Source organism: Paenibacillus mobilis, from assembly GCF_058267595.1.
Genome location: NZ_JBZCMS010000001.1, coordinates 460,867 through 478,857 on the forward strand (window position 1 = coordinate 460,867; position 17,991 = coordinate 478,857).

General features: G+C 51.7%; 14 protein-coding genes. 13 read left to right on the forward strand and 1 reads right to left on the reverse strand.

Annotated elements, in window-relative coordinates:
• The first annotated feature begins 209 nt into the window (after positions 1 to 209).
• From AC3ZPD_RS02200 to AC3ZPD_RS02230, 7 genes are all read left to right on the forward strand, one after another.
• The gene (locus tag AC3ZPD_RS02200) at positions 210 to 2,285 is read left to right on the forward strand and encodes an alpha-amylase family protein (RefSeq protein ID WP_490982622.1); all 2,076 of its coding nucleotides are present in this window, start codon (positions 210 to 212) and stop codon (positions 2,283 to 2,285) included.
• 63 nt (positions 2,286 to 2,348) lie between these two features.
• Entirely contained in the window at positions 2,349 to 4,970 is a 2,622-nt protein-coding gene (locus AC3ZPD_RS02205; protein WP_490982623.1) for a carbohydrate-binding protein, read from the forward strand.
• 270 nt (positions 4,971 to 5,240) lie between these two features.
• Entirely contained in the window at positions 5,241 to 6,134 is an 894-nt protein-coding gene (locus AC3ZPD_RS02210) for an aldo/keto reductase (RefSeq protein WP_490982624.1), read from the forward strand.
• A gap of 282 nt (positions 6,135 to 6,416) precedes the next feature.
• On the forward strand, positions 6,417 to 7,082 hold the full coding sequence (gene fsa / locus AC3ZPD_RS02215; protein WP_490982625.1) for a fructose-6-phosphate aldolase: 666 nt from the start codon (positions 6,417 to 6,419) through the stop codon (positions 7,080 to 7,082).
• A gap of 235 nt (positions 7,083 to 7,317) precedes the next feature.
• Positions 7,318 to 8,172, forward strand: coding sequence for an EAL domain-containing protein (locus tag AC3ZPD_RS02220; protein ID WP_490982626.1), 855 nt, complete (start codon positions 7,318 to 7,320; stop codon positions 8,170 to 8,172).
• 65 nt (positions 8,173 to 8,237) lie between these two features.
• The gene (locus AC3ZPD_RS02225; RefSeq protein ID WP_490982627.1) at positions 8,238 to 9,212 is read left to right on the forward strand and encodes a GGDEF domain-containing protein; all 975 of its coding nucleotides are present in this window, start codon (positions 8,238 to 8,240) and stop codon (positions 9,210 to 9,212) included.
• Between the two features lie 129 nt (positions 9,213 to 9,341).
• Complete coding sequence (locus tag AC3ZPD_RS02230) at positions 9,342 to 9,854, forward strand: GNAT family N-acetyltransferase (protein ID WP_490982628.1); 513 nt, start codon at positions 9,342 to 9,344, stop codon at positions 9,852 to 9,854.
• 91 nt (positions 9,855 to 9,945) lie between these two features.
• On the opposite strand, the gene AC3ZPD_RS02235 is transcribed toward AC3ZPD_RS02230, so the two are convergent.
• Positions 9,946 to 10,530, reverse strand: coding sequence for a GNAT family N-acetyltransferase (locus AC3ZPD_RS02235; protein ID WP_490982629.1), 585 nt, complete (start codon positions 10,528 to 10,530; stop codon positions 9,946 to 9,948).
• A gap of 235 nt (positions 10,531 to 10,765) precedes the next feature.
• Here AC3ZPD_RS02235 and AC3ZPD_RS02240 point away from each other — a divergent pair, with 235 nt between their 5' ends.
• The 6 genes from AC3ZPD_RS02240 to AC3ZPD_RS02265 all read left to right on the forward strand — a co-directional run bounded on the left by AC3ZPD_RS02240 (position 10,766) and on the right by AC3ZPD_RS02265 (position 17,922).
• Positions 10,766 to 11,353 (forward strand): YjgB family protein, encoded by a 588-nt coding sequence (locus AC3ZPD_RS02240; RefSeq protein ID WP_490982630.1) that lies wholly within the window; start codon positions 10,766 to 10,768, stop codon positions 11,351 to 11,353.
• 214 nt (positions 11,354 to 11,567) lie between these two features.
• Complete coding sequence (locus AC3ZPD_RS02245; RefSeq protein ID WP_490982631.1) at positions 11,568 to 12,809, forward strand: SGNH/GDSL hydrolase family protein; 1,242 nt, start codon at positions 11,568 to 11,570, stop codon at positions 12,807 to 12,809.
• Between the two features lie 156 nt (positions 12,810 to 12,965).
• Complete coding sequence (locus tag AC3ZPD_RS02250; RefSeq protein WP_490982632.1) at positions 12,966 to 14,129, forward strand: Gfo/Idh/MocA family protein; 1,164 nt, start codon at positions 12,966 to 12,968, stop codon at positions 14,127 to 14,129.
• 71 nt (positions 14,130 to 14,200) lie between these two features.
• Positions 14,201 to 14,935, forward strand: a complete 735-nt coding sequence (locus AC3ZPD_RS02255) for a ThuA domain-containing protein (protein WP_490982633.1) — start codon at positions 14,201 to 14,203, stop codon at positions 14,933 to 14,935.
• Positions 14,936 to 14,953: 18 nt separating this feature from the next.
• Complete coding sequence (locus tag AC3ZPD_RS02260) at positions 14,954 to 16,060, forward strand: Gfo/Idh/MocA family protein (protein WP_490982634.1); 1,107 nt, start codon at positions 14,954 to 14,956, stop codon at positions 16,058 to 16,060.
• Positions 16,061 to 16,269: 209 nt separating this feature from the next.
• Positions 16,270 to 17,922: an AraC family transcriptional regulator gene (locus AC3ZPD_RS02265; protein ID WP_490982635.1), complete on the forward strand. Its 1,653-nt coding sequence runs from the start codon at positions 16,270 to 16,272 to the stop codon at positions 17,920 to 17,922.
• Positions 17,923 to 17,991: the final 69 nt, after the last annotated feature.

Below are 17,991 nucleotides of genomic sequence, written 5' to 3' on the forward strand. Positions count from 1 at the left end.
TGGCATTTTTCTTTTTTTTGCGACTTTCCTTATAATTGCTCATTCTGGATTAACGCAGTATCTCATTCTAACGCTCCCCTTTGGCAAACTTTAGTCACTTCACGGCATGGATCGGAAAATCGAAGCATAGAAAGCGCTTTATTCCTTTTCTATAATAGCAGCGAAAGCGGTTTATCCGCAAAATTCAGCAACGTTAAGGAGGGAAAAACATGAATGCAAACAGCACCATCCCCGTGAAGGTGGAGAGGGCTGGAGATTCCCGGCTGGTGGTTAACAACGGGAAGCTGGAGCTGAACATTGATTTGGAAAATGGGGCTTATGCGTGCTCCATGGAAGGATTTACGGAGCTCAAGCAATTAAAGAGCGCTTTCCGGTGGAACGGCCGGGAGTACGATACCGGCCATTACGAAAGTCACCGTCTTAAAGAAGAGGCAAGCCCGGTCGAAGACGGATTCGGAAAAGGGCTTCATCTGACCGTGATCCATTCATCTAAGGCGCTGCCGGAGCTGGAGCAGCATTTTTACGTATACGAACAGGTTCCGTTCGTGCTGCTGAGAACCGCCGTGACCGGAGACAGGGATTTCAAGGCTAACCGTCTGTCGGTCTTTAAAATGAATGCGCTGACATTCGAAGAACCGAATCATCCAGGAGACCAGCTTCATGTGCTGCGTATTCCGTACGACAACGACAAGTGGGTGCGGTTCGATGCGCAGAAGCTCCCCTTGACTACCGAAAGTTATGAAGCGACCGCGTTGTTTTTGCCGGAAAGCCGCAAAGGGATCGTTATGGGTTCCATCAGCCATGAGCTTTGGAAAACCGGCATCAAAATCAAAGCGGAGACTCCGACCAAGATTGATGAACTGGAGCTGTATGGCGGTGCGGTCAGCGAAATGACCCGCGACTTCCAGCCTCACGGCTATGTCAAAGGGCCGCGTGTAGAGTCCCCTTTGGTTTTCCTTGGTTTTTACGAGGATTATCGCGCCGGACTTCAAACCTATGGATGGGCCAACACGGTTATAGAACCGGCGCTTCCTTGGGAAGGCGGCGTGCCGTTTGGGTGGAACAGCTGGTCCGCCGCGGCTACCAAGCTGGATTATGAGCTTTATACCTCAACCAGCGATTTTTTGAAAAAGGAAGTTCAGCCTCAAGGCTTCGAAAACGATGGGACGCTTTATATCAACTTTGATGCGTTCTGGAACAATCTGAGTCCCGAAGAATTCAAGTCGGCGCTTGAGCGTGTCCGGCAAAACGGGCATAAGCCGGGCACCTACTGGACCCCGTTTGCTTTCTGGGGAGGGCCGGATCAGTTTGGCAAACCGGTAGAAGGCACGGACGGCCAATATGTTTATGCCGACATTCTGCTCCGGGATGCGGAAGGGGAAATTGTGCCCGACATAGCCGGAGGACTGGCCATCGACCCGACGCATCCGGCGGCGCTCGCCAGGATCGACTGGTTTACGGCCAAAACGCTCGCGGATGGATTTGAATACATCAAGCTGGATTTTATGGCGCATGGCGCTCTGGAAGGCCAGCACCATAATCCGGAGATTACGACGGGGATTGCCGCTTACCACTACGGCTTATCTTATTTGGCGGATAAATTGTCACCGGAGAAAGCGGGAAGACCGTTTTTCATCCATCTGTCGATTGCGCCGCTATTCCCTTATGCCTTTGCCCACAGCCGCCGAATTTCCTGCGACGTATTCGGTGAAATCGGCGATACGGAATATCTGCTCAATTCGCTGACGCATGGCTTCTGGATGAACAACACCTTGTATCGCTATAACGATCCGGATCATTCCGTCATGTATAAAAGCTTCAACCAGGAGCCGACCACCCGGCACGAAGGGCGAAGCCGCCTGACGGCCTCGCTCATTTCGGGCACCGTGCTGCTGCTCGGGGACGATTTCCGCAGAGAAGAGGCCGCCTGGCGCGCCAAAAACTGGCTGGCTAACCGCGAGGTGCTGGACCTGGCCCGGCTGGGCCAAACCTTTATTCCGGTCGAAGGGAATTTTGGCCAGCAGGCCTGCGATATTTTTATATTGAAGCAGGAGGAACCGGCTCCAAACAACGGGGAAGTACTGTATGCGGCAGTTTTTAATTTTGATAAACAAAACTCTGTACGGAAAACTTTTTCCCTGCGGCGCATGGGCTTGGAATCAGGGCGTACTTACCGGCTTGCCGAGCTTTGGGAAGGAGAGACGGATATCGTCAAAGATGAGCTGATCTGCGATTTGGAGCCGGCGGAATCGAAAATCTTCAAGCTGATTTTGATTCAGGACTAAATGCCGGAATCGAAGATCCGCAGTAGCCAGAAATACACCCAGATGCCGAAGAGGAGGAATTTTATGAACTTACGGGGATTTAACCGGTTGATGCAAAAACCAGCGGCAGTTTTGTTATCTTTGCTTTTGACATTCACGATTTCAGGCGGTGCTTTTGCGGATGCCCAGAATCCTTTGACGGGGAATGCCGTTGACCCGGCACCTGCCGTCCAAAGCGTCCTATCTTATGAAGCCGAGGCTGCCGGGAATACTTTTACCGGCAATGCAGGTCCCGTCAACTGCGATGCCTGCTCCGGAGGCATCAAGGTCGGCAATGTGTACGGCGGGTCGGCGTTAACTTTTAATAATATTAACGCAGATCAAGCCGGCATCTATGATTTAACCGTTTCTTACATTTCCGGTGATCCAAGAGCGGCTTCGATCTCCGTCAACGGAGGGGAGAAGGAGAACTTCAGCTTCCCGAAAACGCCTGACTGGAATACGGTAGGGCAGTACAGCCTGCAAATTCATTTGCAGCAGGGCAGCAACTCGATCACGTTCGATGACGATAACAGCTATGCGCCGGACTTTGACAAAATCGAGTTATCCTTTAACTCTTCCGGCAGCGGAGGATCCGGAGGGGACGGAAACATCGGGGATCTCGGCAAGCTTATCAACGTCAAGAAATATGGGGCCATCAAGCTGACCCAATATAAAAATGGATTTAAGGTCGGCAATTCCGCTTACGAACTTGTATACAACACTCAAACCGGATTGTCTAAATACAACTGGAACGGACGTACGGTAGCGACTGGGCTTTACAGCTCGCTTGAAACGGATAAAACGTTCTTCAGCAAGGATTACAAAACACATAAGTTTAACCCAAGCGATGTGGTTCCTTTTAAGGACGCATCGGGTCAAGGGGTTCGCGTGACCGTTCACAATGAACAAAAGGGTGCGCCTGCACTGGACCAAATCTATACCGTTTACAACAACGGGACTTATTTGCTTGCCCAGACGGTCGCCAAGCAGTCGACTCCCCTTTCCACCAACCATATCGCGCCGATCGTCATGGAGGCTCAGGGAGGCGTAGATATCGGCAGTTATAACGATAACCGCGTGCTCTTTGCGCCTTTTGATAATGACAGCTGGTCCCGTTACCAATCCAAAACGATCAACACAAGCCTGAACAACCAGAACTATGTCAGCTCAGAGCTGACGGCCATTTATGACAACACGAGCCGCACCGGCCTCGTTTTGGGATCGGTGACGCATGACACCTGGAAAACCGGCATCTTCTGGAGCGGTTCGGACAATAAATTAAACCGGCTGCAGGTCTACGGCGGTTTTACCGCGCCTTCTTCCACCCGGGACAGTCTGCCTCATGGCAAAGTGACAGGGAAAACGGTAGCATCGCCGCAAATTTTCGTAGGTTTCTATGACGACTACCGTACCGGTCTTGAAGCCTATGGAGCGGCCAATGCCGCGGTTGCTCCGCCGCTGGATTTTGGTCCTGGTGTTCCGGCAGGCGTACCGGTCGGCTGGAACAGCTGGGGAGCTTATTCCAGCAATGTCAGTTATGACGCTGTAGTAGATACCTCCAACTATTTTAAAGAACAGCTTCAGAACCATTCCTTTGAAAATGACGGCAACGTCTACATCAACTTGGATTCCTACTGGGACAACATGAACGACCAGCAGCTTGCCAGTCTCGTTCAGCAGATCCATGCCAACGGGCAGAAGGCCGGTATTTATTATTCTCCTTTCGTGTATTGGGGCGATAATCTCCAGCAGACGGTCGAAGGCACAAACGGCGCTTACACTTACGGGGATATCGTGCTTCGCGACGGCCAGGGGAACGTACTGCCGAAGCTGGACGGAGCTTATGCGGTCGATCCGACCCATCCGGCCGTCAAGCAGCGTCTGGAATATTACATGAACCGTTTTAAAGCAGCGGGTTTTGAGTATATTAAAGTCGACTTCCTGGCACATGGTTCGCTTGAAGGGCAGCATTATGACCCGAAGGTCGCGACGGGCATCCAAGCCTATAATGAAGGCATGGCTTATCTGGACCAATTAGCGGGCGGTACAATGTTTATCAGCGCATCCATCGCGCCGATTTTCCCGAGCCAGTATGCGCACAGCCGCCGGATTTCCTGCGATGTGGACGGCTCTATCGGCAGCACGGAATATCAGCTCAACAATCTCACTTACGGCTGGTGGCAGAACGGCACGATCTACCGCTATACGGATCCGGACTATATGGCGCTCAGCAAAGGCGGTTCGCTTGAAGGTGCCCGGTCCCGCGTGAATGCTGCCGCCATTTCGGGTACGGTTTACCTGGATTCCGACGACGTGCATGATGCAACGGCCCGTGAATACATGGAAACGCTGCTGACCAATCCGGCTGTAAATGCGCTTGCCTTAAAAGGCAAAGCCTTTAGACCTGTTGAAGGCAATACGGGGACCAGCGCGGCCGATACTTTCATTCTGAACGACCATGGAACTTATTATCTGGCCGTGTTTAACTATTCTGAGGCTGCCGTCGACAAAACCGTTGATCTCAAACGGGCAGGCCTCGGCGGTAAATCAAGCTATAAAATGACGGACCTGTGGACCGGGGAAAACACCAAGGTTTCCGGTTCCCTTCATTTCTCTTTGCCGGGGGCGACTTCCAAGCTGATTAAATTGGAACCCGCGAAATAAATACGAGCTCGGCAGATGATCGGGTAGATTAGATCGAAATAGAAGGTACAGCTGCTCCCAGACCGCTGGGGGCAGCTTTGTTTTTCGAGAAGCGGTTAAAAGAAGGATATAAATTCCGGATTTTGGCTTTCAAAATGCCAGGATTTAGGGTAATAAATAGATAGGGATCCTAGAGAAGCAGAAGGCTCATTTAGGTTAGAGCGAGGAAAGGCAGGCGGCAGTGCGGTCATTGCAAGGCCGGCCTGCAAAAAAACGGTGAGGGGGATTGAAATGGAAAAACGACGTTACGGAGACACAGGCATGGAGGTCAGCATTCTTGGGTTTGGCGGTTCGGAAATCGGCCGCGGGGTATCGGAAAAAGAGGTGGAGCAGCTGCTGCTCGGTGCGCTTGATGCCGGACTTAATGTGATCGACACCGCCGAATGTTACGGGGACAGCGAAGAGCTGATCGGGAAGGTGCTGGAGGGAAGACGCAGCGATTATTATCTATTTACCAAATGCGGACATGCATCGGGCCTGCCGGGCAAAGACTGGAATCCGGACTTGCTTGAGGAAAGCATTAACCGCAGCCTGAAGCGGTTGAAAACCGATTATGTCGACGTTATTCATCTCCACAGCTGCAGTGAAGAAGTGCTGCGTCAGGGCGATGTGATCGAAGTGCTGCAGAAAGCCAAAGAGGCCGGGAAAACTCGTTTTATCGGATACAGCGGCGACAGCAGGGATGCGGCATATGCAATTCAAACAGGCGTCTTCGACAGCTTTGAAACCTCGGTGAATATCGCGGACCAGGAGTCCCTTGAGCTGACGATTCCAAAAGCGAAGGAACAGGGCATGGGCATTATTGCGAAACGGCCGATTGCCAATGCGGCCTGGACTTATGACTCGCTCGACGAAAAAGCCTATCCGTACACCTATTGGAAACGGTTTGGCGAACTGAAATACGACTTTTTGAACCAAAACATTCAGACAGCGGTAGAGACGGCGCTTCGTTTTACTTTAAGCGTGCCCGGCGTAGATACGGCGATCGTAGGGACCACCAAACCAAACCGCTGGCAGGAAAATGCGAAACTGCTGGAGAAAGGGCCGCTCCCTTCAGAGATTTTTGGCCGCATTAGGAACCGCTGGTTGGAAACGGCCAAGCCGGATTGGAGAGGGCAGGTTTGATTCCTGTTCACATAAAACCCTGGCTTTACGTGAACAATAAGCGGGACTAAGCAGATTTTTATTCGGGCCGCCAACTCGGGAATCCCGATTAATTTTGGAAAATATATCGTTTTTGGCCTTATTCAGCGATATCTCTGAACTAACCCCTCGTTTTAGCTCTGAAAATGTCGAAATACGGACACATGTGAGGTTTTTGCAAATTGACCTCTCTTAAACACGAGAGTATACTTGGGTAAGAAACTTTCAAAAATACATTAATTAAATTTGTGGAGGTTACCAAAAATGAAATTTTTCATCGATACTGCCAACCTGGACGACATCAAAAAAGCATACAAACTTGGTGTTCTGTCCGGCGTAACTACCAACCCTTCTCTGGTTGTTAAAGAAGGCGTGAAATTTGAAGACCGCATCGCGGAAATTTTGCAGGCTGTTCCCGAAGTTGAATCCGTATCTGCGGAAGTAACTCCGGATGCAGAATCCGCTGAAGATATGATTGCCCAAGCTCAAGAGCTGATCAAAATCAACAACGGCGACAAAAACATCACGATCAAGCTGCCGATGACTTTGGCTGGTCTGGAAGCTTGCCGCGCTTTGACTAAACAAGGCGTTAAAACAAACGTAACTTTGATCTTCACCGTAAACCAAGCTTTGCTGGCAGCTCGCGCCGGCGCAACTTATGTTTCTCCGTTCCTGGGTCGTTTGGACGACATCTCCGAAGACGGCGTTCAATTGGTTGCCAAAATTGCTGAATTGTTCCGTGTTCACAACCTGGACACTCAAATCATTGCAGCTTCCGTTCGTCACCCTGACCATGTTACCCGCGTAGCATTGGCTGGTGCGCACATCGCCACAATTCCATTCAGCGTTATCGACCAATTGACTAAACACCCATTGACTGAGCAAGGTTTGGCTAAATTTGCTGCCGACTGGAGCAAATCGGTTAAATAATCATGATTTAATCGGTCAATAAGCAAAAGGGCACCTCGATGAAAATCGGGGTGCTTTTTCTTTTTCAGCTCACGCCAGCAGCTTGAAATATAAGAAGTTAAATAGAATTTACATATGCTTAACGCGGTTTTAACGCTTGTCCGCTATAGGAATGATACGATAGGACTAAAGGGCTAATCATCGCCAATTCAACCCAGGAATATCACTTATAGAAAAATAAAGGGAGAAACCGCAAATGAAAAAACCGCTCTTTCCTTCCACGGAGAAAAGCGGTCTGTATAATTACATGACCTATTTTTGCCAGGCGATCCGACAGTCCTTGCAAGCTTACAAGCGTTTTAATGAACTGCAGCGCATTATCCGGGGCAAATCGCTCACTACTTATTTCCAGCCTATTTTTCATCTACAGGATAACCAGTGTCTCGGCTTTGAAGTCCTGAATCGCCCTCCGGTCTCCTCCTATTTCCCGAATACCGAATCCTTTTACGATTTTATCGGGTATACGGATCAAGTGTTTGCCATCGAACGTTTCTGCCGGGAGATTTCGCTTGAGCGTTTCAAGAAAGCCGCGGACGAGCAGGCGGAGCAGGAGGCGGTTATCTTTTTAAATGTCCATCCGGAAGTATTAGCGGATTCCAACTATCGGAGCGGAGAAACGCTGCAACTCCTATCCCGATTCGGCTTGTCCCCGGAACAAGTCGTATTTGAACTTACGGAACGCCAGGCGGTTCAGGATTACGAGGCTTTTGAAAGAGTATTGTCCCATTACCGCTCGCAGGGGTTTCGGATTGCCGTCGACGATGCCGGAGCCGGTTATAACAGTTTAAAAGCCATCATCAGCCTGAAGCCCGAATTTATTAAACTGGACAAGTCATTGGTCCGGGACGTCCACCTTCAGCCTAATCAACAGCATGTGGTAAAATTGCTTCAGGAATTTGCCTCGGCCTCCGGCACCCATATTATTGCGGAAGGTATTGAAAGCAGCCAAGAAATCTCTTATCTGCGCTCTGAGGGTATCGAATTTGGCCAAGGTTATGCGCTGGGCAGACCGGAAATCAAGCTCCAATCCATTCCTTTACCGCCGGTTTGAGCTAAAAGCTGGCCGAAGCATTTGCATTTGAGGATCTTATCTCTGGGGAGAAAGAGGGTGAGGAGATGTTTACGAAGATCGGTGAAATTGCTGAAGCCATTCCGTCCGTTACGCCCGAAACCAAATGCGGTTTTGTGTACGGACTGTTTAAACAGAATCCCAAGCTTGAAGGCATAGCGGTTGTGGGAGAAGAAGGCGAGCCCAAGCTGCTGATGAGATCGCGTTTTTACCAGCAAATCGGCACGCAATACGGCTATAATCTGTACATGGGAAGACCCGTCAGTCTTGTCGTGCATGACCGGCCGCTGGTCGTAGATTTCGAAGAGGCGATTACGGACGTCAGCATCGAAGCGATGAACCGCAGCGAGGAAGAGCTTTATGAAGGCGTTATTGTTACCAGGGAAGGCAGCTTATATGGAGCGGTTAGCATCCGCAGTCTGTTGCTTGCCGTAGCCGATATTCGCGCGGAAATAGCCATATTCCTGAACCCGCTCACCGGCTTGCCGGGGAACCGAATGATCGAACATAGGCTGAATCAATCGGTGAGGCAGGATTTTTTTAGCGTTTTATACATAGATTTGGATCACTTTAAGACGTATAACGACAGTTACGGCTTCAAGATGGGCGATCAGCTGATACAAGCTACGGCCAACCTGCTGCGCAAGCATTTTTCGGAAGATTTTCTCGGGCATATCGGCGGGGACGATTTTATCGCCATCTTGAACCACCATCAATTTGAGCCGATGTGCCGGCAGGTCATCGAAGAATTTGAAAACATGAAGCTGGAATTTTACAGCGAAGAAGACTGGAGAAACCAGTTTGTGATGGGCGAATCCCGAAGCGGATCTTACGCAGCGATTCCTCTGACCTCTATTTCCATTGCCGTCGTTACAAACCGTACCAAGCCCTATGCCTATACGGATGAGATTGTGGAAGAAGCGACCCGGATCAAAAAGATTTGCAAATCCAAACCCGGCAGCATAAGTTATGCCGACACCGAGGTCGTGGCTCATATTCCCTCTATAATCGTTCAGAAATAAGTGTGTGCCCCTCTGTATGCAATTCGCCCGGCAACTGGTCTATTGGAGAAATCCTTTGTTTCTCGGCTTATGGTAGACTAATAGTCGATACTGTAAATAAACAATGGATATCGGCTGAGGGGGGAAACTATGAATATTGAAATCAAACCAGGACAACCTGGCGATCTTCAATCTTTGATGACGATGATTGCACGCTGCGTCCGTGCCATGAATGAAAGCGGTAACGAGCAGTGGGGGGAAGAGTACCCGAACCGGGAAATCATCGCGGATGATTTGGAACGGGGAGCGATGTATATTGCGGTGACGGAGGAGAGCCGGCTGCTGGGCATGATGGTTTTGGATGAGAGACAGGACGAGCAATATGAAAGAATCGACTGGAGGCAGCCTGAAGGTCCAAATCTGATCATGCACCGGCTGGCCGTTGATCCGGATACGCAGGGCAAGGGCATTGCAAGCCGGCTGATCGCTTTTGCGGAGCAACATGCGAAGGAACATGGATATAAAAGCATACGCCTGGATACTTACATGAAAAACGTTTCCGCCATGCACCTGTATAACAAACTCGGGTATGAGGTAAGAGGGAAAATCAATTACGAAGGCCGGGAAGCGGACTTTCCGGTGTATGAGAAAATCTTTGGTTAAGAGTCCTTTTATTCCGGGGAGGTACCCCCGCCGAGATAAAAATAACAATTTGTAACTACCCAACTTGATTAACCTAAAGAACCTGAAAAGCCTACCGTTTGCGGTAGGCTTTTTCATGGAAAGAGGTAATGTGCCGGAACAGGGATTTACCGTCATTCTTCAGCTCAAAACCGGGTTTTAGCGGCAAAATGAGGGCACGGTAAGGCTCAGGCACCCAAATGTAGGTATGTACATAATCGGTTGCGACAAATCCGCATTTTTCCCAAAAGCGAAGCCGGGCCCGATTGGTATCGTTATCTTCAGCTTCAGCCTCGATAAGAAGGGCGGAAACGTCCAGCTCCCGAACGGCCCAATCTTTAATTTTTTGCAGGAAATGCGTGCCCAGACCCTGACCGCGTAAATCCTTGCGGAGCGCCATATAATCAACGATCAGCTTTCGGCCGCCTTCTGTTTCCAAGCCGCTCAAGCCGGTTACGGCCATAGCCGCGGCTTCTTCTCCCAGATATCCGCCGTGCAGGCAGGCCATTCCGCGATCCAGCATGGTGCGGAGAATCGCTTCCGGTTTGGCGCCATGCGGAAAAGCTTCCGCGTAGATGGGCTTCAACTTGTTCCACACGTTCTGATCCCAATGCGTATAGGTGACAAACGACAGGTCCATCGGTATCGGTTCCTCCATTTTTCAATCAGGCTTCTAAAAATATTGTAACACAGCCTGCCCTTTTCACCGTCATCGGAGTCTGTTATCAAAATTGATATATCCTTTTCATGAGATCGTAACTTATGAAGGCCGGCAGTCGTTTATAGTATAGATAGTTTTTAGAACCCCGGGATGACGGCATTCGGATTTTCGGGTTATCAGACATGGAAACGGGTTAAATCATAAGGAACAAGAGATAAAGGAGCAGATCATCATGAAACAGAAATCAACTTTCAAAAAAGCAGCTGCCGCACTGGCCCTGGTCGGTGTAATCGGAGCAGGTTCCGCCGGACTGTACGGCGGCGTCCTGCCGGTTCAACAGGCGCAAGCCGCCACTGTAAGCAAAACGGATACCCAGATGGCCCTGAAGACCTTGAACGGTTTTTATAAGCCGGCTTTAAACGGCCATTTTCCGGGTGTAGTCAGCAGTTTCGTTGTAGGGAAAACAACCAAAGAAGAAGTGATCAAAGCGATCGGCAAGGCTCCGAGCCCTGCCAAAGACGCCGATTCCTTTGACGTTTACGGGGCGGACATGGGCAATCCGGGATACGCCATTTCCTATAAGCTGGATAAAATTCGCGAGATCCGTTATTTCGGCACTAACGTAGAACGCCAGACGAACATCGGCGGCATCACGATTGCCATGGTGAAGCAGAACTGGTTTGCGCCAAGCGCGGTATCCACGATCAAAACGGGCAAACTCACCCAGACAAAGCTGACTTATGTGCGCGGCGCATACAAACTGGAGTTTATCTTTAACAGCAGCACGGATTTGGATCATATCAACCTGACGAAGAAATAATTTTGCTTCTTAATCCTAGATGAAATAGAGAAAATAACCGGCATTCCTAAGGGAATCCGGTTATTTTATTTGCGTAAGCAGTCTTGGAGCAGGCGGCTCAAAAAAGTGCAAAAATCGAGCCGGATCGTTCTAGTTTTTGTTCCTCGCCTGACGGTATAATCTACTAGATAACCGGGGAGGCTTTCCCCGTCATTTCAGCCGGGAGGATATCGAAATGAACAAGAACGAACAGCGCGGGACAAGTGGCCAGCTGAAGCAGACCATTGAACGGAAGAAGGGAATCCAGGCCAAGGAGCTGACCCCGATGGCGTGCGGATATGTTTCCGGTACACCGCTTTCCGCGGCAGCCAACTTTATTATGAATCGGCCCGAGCCCTTCACGCACACTTACCGGACTTATGTCCGCACTTATAACAACGGCAGCCTGTCTATCCGTATCTGGCACAGCAATGCCGTGGATTCCACCTGGGACAAAGGACAGCAGGCAGCGGGGGGAGAGCCGGGAGGCCGGTGGCGTATCGAGTCCGCCTTTATAGGAGACGGCGGTTTGCAGCCTGACGGGAGCGCGGCTCCTGGAACGTTAATCCCGGTGACCTTTGACGGCCAGGACAGCAAAGAAGTGCAGCCCGGCGAAACCTTTTCGAGCGACGAAGTCACCGTTGAGCTGCCGGAAGGGCATTTTCTGGTATTCAGCTGGACCTTAACGGCTTTGGAGCCCGGGAAATCGTTTCCTTATAACGTGGAAGGCATGCTGGCTTCGGGTTATGACGGTCCGGGAGCCTTGGCGGGCGAGCCGGGAGCGGAGGGGCTGTCCCCTTCGGATCAGCTGCTGGTCCTGCCCAGCTTTATCGGAGAACACCGGCCTGCCGCGAAAAAAATGGTGCTGCTCGGTGACTCCATCACCCAAGGCGTGCGTACGAGCAAGGATGCATATGAATATTGGGGAGCCGGGATCGGCAGGGCCTTATCCGGTGATTTCGGCGTCTGGAATATCGGCTCGGGCTGGGGCCGAGCTTATGATGCCGCTGCGGAGGGGAGCCCGTGGCTTTCTAAAGCGCAGTTTGCGGATGAAATCCTGATCATGCTGGGCGTAAATGACCTGGATATCGGGGGACGGTCCGAAGAAGAGCTTTGGTCCGACTTGACGGCTATTGTCAGCCGGTTGAAGGACCGGAATCCGGCGATAAAAGTCATGCTGAGCACGGTTCCGCCTTTTAACTTTACGGAAAACAGAGAGAAGGTGTGGAGGGCTGTGAACAAACGGATTCTTTCCAGTCCGCCTGCGGGCGTAGAACGGGTTTTTCCGGTGGGGGACGTTTTGTCCTGGCCCGCACCCGAAGAGCACCGGATCCGGCCCGAATGGATGAGCGACGCTTATGACCCTCACCCTAACGGAAAAGCGGGGTTAGCGGTGGCGGAAGCTTTCCTGGCCTGGTACCGGGAGCCGGGAGAATAAGAATTTTGCGGCATAGGCTTAAAAAGCATAGAAAACAAAAAGTGAAAAAAAACTAAAGAATGTGTACTCTATTGGCGGCCATTTTGGTTTATGATAGAAATGAAAGCGTTACCTTGTTACCCAAAAAATAGGGGAGAGTGGAGGCGAAGGTTTTACATGGAGAAAGTCAGAATCGGGATGGTGGGCTATAAATTTATGGGAAAAGCCCACAGCAATGCCTACCGGGCGCTGCCAATGTTTTTCCCAGACAGCGGCTTGAAGCCGGAAATGTCCCTCATCTGCGGACGAGATCCGGGGGCTGTGCAGGAAGCGGCCGACCGCTTTGGCTGGAGTGGGGCGGTTACCGATTGGCGCGAGCTGGTAAACAGGGAGGATATCGATTTAATCGATATCAACGCGCCGAGCGATGCCCACAAGGAAATTGCTTTAGCGGCGGCGGCAGCCGGCAAACATCTGTTTTGCGAAAAACCGCTTGCGCTTTCGCTGCAGGATTCCCGGGATATGCTGGAAGCCGCCGAGCAGGCCGGCGTGAAGCATATGATCGGTTTTAATTATCGTTTTTCGCCTGCGGTCAGGCTGGCCAAGAAATTGGTGGATTCGGGCCGATTGGGCCAAATTTATCATTTCCGGGCTTTTTTCCTGCAGGATTGGATCATGGATCCGGAGTTTCCGCTCGTCTGGCGGCTGCAGAAGGAAATCGCGGGGTCCGGGTCGCTTGGGGATCTCGGCGCGCACCTGATTGACCTTGCCCATTTTCTGGTCGGCGATATCGGCGAAGTGATCGGCACAAGCGAAACGTTTATCAAAGAGAGACCGCTTGCGGCCAACATGACGGGTTTAACCGCAAAAGGAAGCAGCGGCGGGCCTAAGGGGCAAGTCACGGTGGATGACGCTACCCTCTTTTTGGCCCGGTTTGAAAATGGAGCGCTGGGTTCGTTTGAAGCGACCCGCTTTGCCGCGGGCCACCGCAGCACCAACTCGTTCGAAATTAACGGCAGCAAAGGCAGCGTCAGATTTGATTTCGAACGGATGAACGAGCTTGAAGTGTATTTCACGGAGGATGCGGAGGATGTGCAGGGATTCCGGCGTGTGCTTGCCACGGATGCGGCCCACGACTATTCGGAGGCCTGGTGGCCAGCCGGGCATACGATCGGGTTCGAACACACCTTTACGCACGAAATCCTTGAGCTGATGCAGGCCATTCAGGAAAACCGGCAGCCGTCGCCGAATTTTCAAGACGGGGTGAAATGCCAGGCGGTACTGGAAGCGGTCGAACGTTCCGTGGCCGAAAGGCGCTGGATCCGTATCAGTGAAATGTGAGCGGAAGAACGAAATATAAGATTTAAGATTGGTTTTGGAATCATACCTAATATAAAGGAGTGATTGTCAGCATGAAAGCGCTTATCGTATGGGGCGGTTGGGACGGCCATGAGCCGGAGCAGGTCGCCGCTATTTTTAAACGGATTCTGGAGTCCGAAGGTTTTGAGGTAGAGGTTTCGAATCAATTGGAAGCCTTTGCGGATAAAGAAAAGCTGCTGGGCCTCGACCTGATCGTTCCGGCATGGACCATGGGCGAGCTGAGCAGCGAACTCACGCAAAACGTGCTGGCTGCCGTCCAGCAGGGAACGGGCATTGCGGGCTGTCATGGAGGAATGGGCGATTCGTTCCGGACCAACGTCGATTGGCAGTTTATGGTCGGCGGGCAATGGGTGGCCCACCCGGGAAATGACGGCGTGGAATATACCGTGAACATCGTGGAACGGGAAACGGAAGACCAGCCGCTGCTGGCCGGGCTGCCGGATTTTGAAGTTAAAAGCGAGCAGTACTACATGCATGTGGATCCTGTGGTTCAAGTCCATGCGACAACCCGGTTTCCGGTGGTGGCCGGTCCGCATGACACAAACCCGCCTGTTGATATGCCGGTGGTATGGACCAAAATGTGGGGCAGCGGCCGCGTGTTTTACAATTCGCTTGGACATCATGCGGACATCGTCGATATGCCTGAGGTGACGGAAATTATGCGGCGTGGTTTTCTGTGGGCGGCAGCCGGCAAAAAGCTGGCTTCGGAGCGCAATGCAACTTCCGCCGCAAGCTACAGCGGCATGCAGGATAACCAATACGAATAACGAATGGGGGAGAACCGTTTGAAACCAGTGAAGGTTGGCATTATCGGCTGCGGCAAAATCAGCGGCATTTACATGGAGAACTGCAAGAAGTTCCAGAATCTGGACCTGGTCGCCTGTGCGGACCTGGATCGGACGCAGGCTGAAAGTAAGGCAGCCGAATATGGAATCCCTAACGTGTATACGCCGGCGGAATTGCTGGCCGATCCGGATATCGAGCTTGTCATCAATTTGACGATTCCGGCCGCCCATGCTTCCGTCTGTCTTGAAGCCCTGGAAGCGGGCAAACACGTGTACGTGGAAAAACCGCTCGCCGTCACCCGGGAACAAGGCCGGGAAGTGCTGCGGGTTGCGGAGGAAAAAGGGTTGCTTGTCGGCTGCGCGCCGGAGACCTTTTACGGATCGGGCATTCAAACGAGCTTGAAGCTGATTGAAAGCGGCCTGATCGGGCAGCCTGTTGCGGCTTCGGCTTTTATGCTGGGCGGAGGCCATGAATCCTGGCATCCAAGCCCGGAGTTTTATTACGCCAAAGGCGGGGGACCGATGTTTGACATGGGCCCTTATTATTTGACGGCGCTTGTGCAGCTGCTGGGACCGATCAAGCGGATCACCGGGATTACCGGCAAAGCGCTGGAAGAAAGAACGATCACCAGCAGTCCGAAATTCGGGCAGAAGATTAAGGTTGAGATTCCGACGCATATTGCCGGCGTATTGGAATTCCAGCAGGGAGCCATAGCCACGCTGGTCACCAGCTTTGACGTGTTTGGCGGAACCACGCTGCCGCCAATCGAAATTTACGGGACAAAAGGCACGATTAAAGTGCCGGATCCGAACAATTTCGGCGGTAAAGTAGAGGTCAAGCTGGCCGGGCAATCCGATTGGACCGAGCAGCCGCTGCTGCCCGGTTTTACGGAAAACGCCCGCGGCGTAGCGGCCGCCGACATGGCGGAAGCGATCCGGACCGGCCGGAAACACCGGGCGACCGGCGAGCTGGCATATCATGTGCTGGAAGCCATGTGGGCTTTCCATGATTCTTCCGACGAGATGGGCCACTATACGATGCAGAGCTCCTGCGAAGCTCCGGCCCCTGTCACGGAAGGGGAAGAGGCATTTTTGGTCAAAAGCTGAGAACGGTTAGACACAGAACAGTCACTCCTCTTAGGGGTGGCTGTTTATTTTTTTCTATGGAATAAAGGAAGGCGTCAAGTATTGACATATTTATTGAGAACCATTATCATTCGAATAGCCTTGAGTCACTGAGAACCATTATCAATATATCAAGGGTCAGCCTTCAGGTCTTTAACTGATTACGAAATTGAACTTCAGGTGGTGGAAGAATGGACGTTAGCAGCAAAGTCCCCCTGGATCCGGACCAACTTATTTTCCGGCTGCATGCCGTCTCTTGGATCCATGACGTAACCGGCTGGGAGGAGGCCGGCCTGTTCAGCGATACCTTCGTCTGGTTTGCCGTAATGAAGGGAACGGGTTTGTTGACCATCGAGCAGGATGAGTTCCGGTTAGGGCCCGGCCAGCTGTTTCTGTGTCCGCCCAATCAGGTTTATCGGATATCCGAGCAGACGCCTCGCCAGCTATCGGTCTTTGTCATAAGGTTTAGCGCCTATTCCTTCTCCGGCGCTGCTGCCCCGGAACCGATCCAGAGCAGCGGCGGGTTTCCGCTGAAGCAACATTTGCAGCCCTTGGATCCGGGTCCCTTGTTTTCGCTTTGCGGCACGATGGTTGATCTGGCGCCGGCTGATAATCCGCTGGCCCGGTTTGAGGCCCAGCTTTTGTTTCAGAGCCTGGTGCACCGGCTTCTCCGCAGTCAGCAGCAGGAGAATGCCGCCGGCTCCGCCTCCGGTACCGGCTCATCGCTCGAGGCAGCCAAAGTACATATCGAGCGAAATTTCCGCTCCAATTTGAGCATCGACCAGCTGGCGCAAATAGCGAACTTAAGCCCGAATTATTTTGTGGACCAGTTTAAGAAGGCCTTTGGGGTAAGCGCGATGGACTATTTGAATGCCGTAAGGATGAAAACAGCCAAGCAAGGGCTGGCCAAAGCAGCCGTTCACCCCCGCAAATTAAGGGATATTGCTGCCGAAACGGGCTTCCAGGACGAATTTTATTTCAGCCGCAGGTTCAAGAGATTTACCGGAATGAGTCCCAGCCAATACGTCAAAAGCCGTAAACGCAAAATCGCCGTTTATCACGCGTCGTTAACCGGTTATCTGCTGGCGCTGCAGATCATTCCTTATGCCGCACCGCTGCACCCGAAGTGGACGGCTTATTATTACCAGGCTTACAAGGATGACGTTGCCGTACCGCTTAGCGCCTACCGGAACAATAAACATTGGAAAAACAATCTGCAGGTGCTGGAGCGTTTGGCCCCTGATCTCATTCTTTATAAAGATGAACTCATGCCGGAAGAAGGAGAAACGTTAAAGCGGATTGCGCCGCTTGCCAAAATACTTTGGAGCACCGGAGAGTGGAAACAGCTGTTCCTGGAGCTGGGGGAAAGGCTTGGCGAAAAGCGGGAGGCGGAGCAGTGGCTGAGCGGTTACCACGGAAGAATCGAGCTGGCCAGAGAACGGCTTAAGACTTCCATGCAGGAGGAAAAGCTGCTTGTCCTCCGTATTTTCGGATCGGAAATTCATGCTTACAGCAACCGGACCCTGGCCGAGGTTGTTTATAGCGACCTGCAGATTCCGAGAGCCTATTTAAGCGAAAAAGAGGTCTATGACGAGCTGATTACGCTCAAGCAGCTAATGGAAGTCGGCGCCGACCATCTTATGGTGCTGCTGAGGCAGGAAACGGACACTCTGGCCTATTGGGCCCAGCTTCAGCAATCGATAGGCTGGCTTGAGCTGCCCGCTGTCCAGAAGCACCAGGTTTATGTGCTGGCTTCCGATCCCTGGTTTGAGTATTCGCCTATTGCCCATGAGAGAGTGGTAGACCTGCTGCTTGGGTTGCTATCGGAGGATCGTACAAATTAAAATCGGAATTTCGTACATGGACGAGCCGGAAGGAGGTCTTTAATATGATAATGAGAATCAATTTCATTT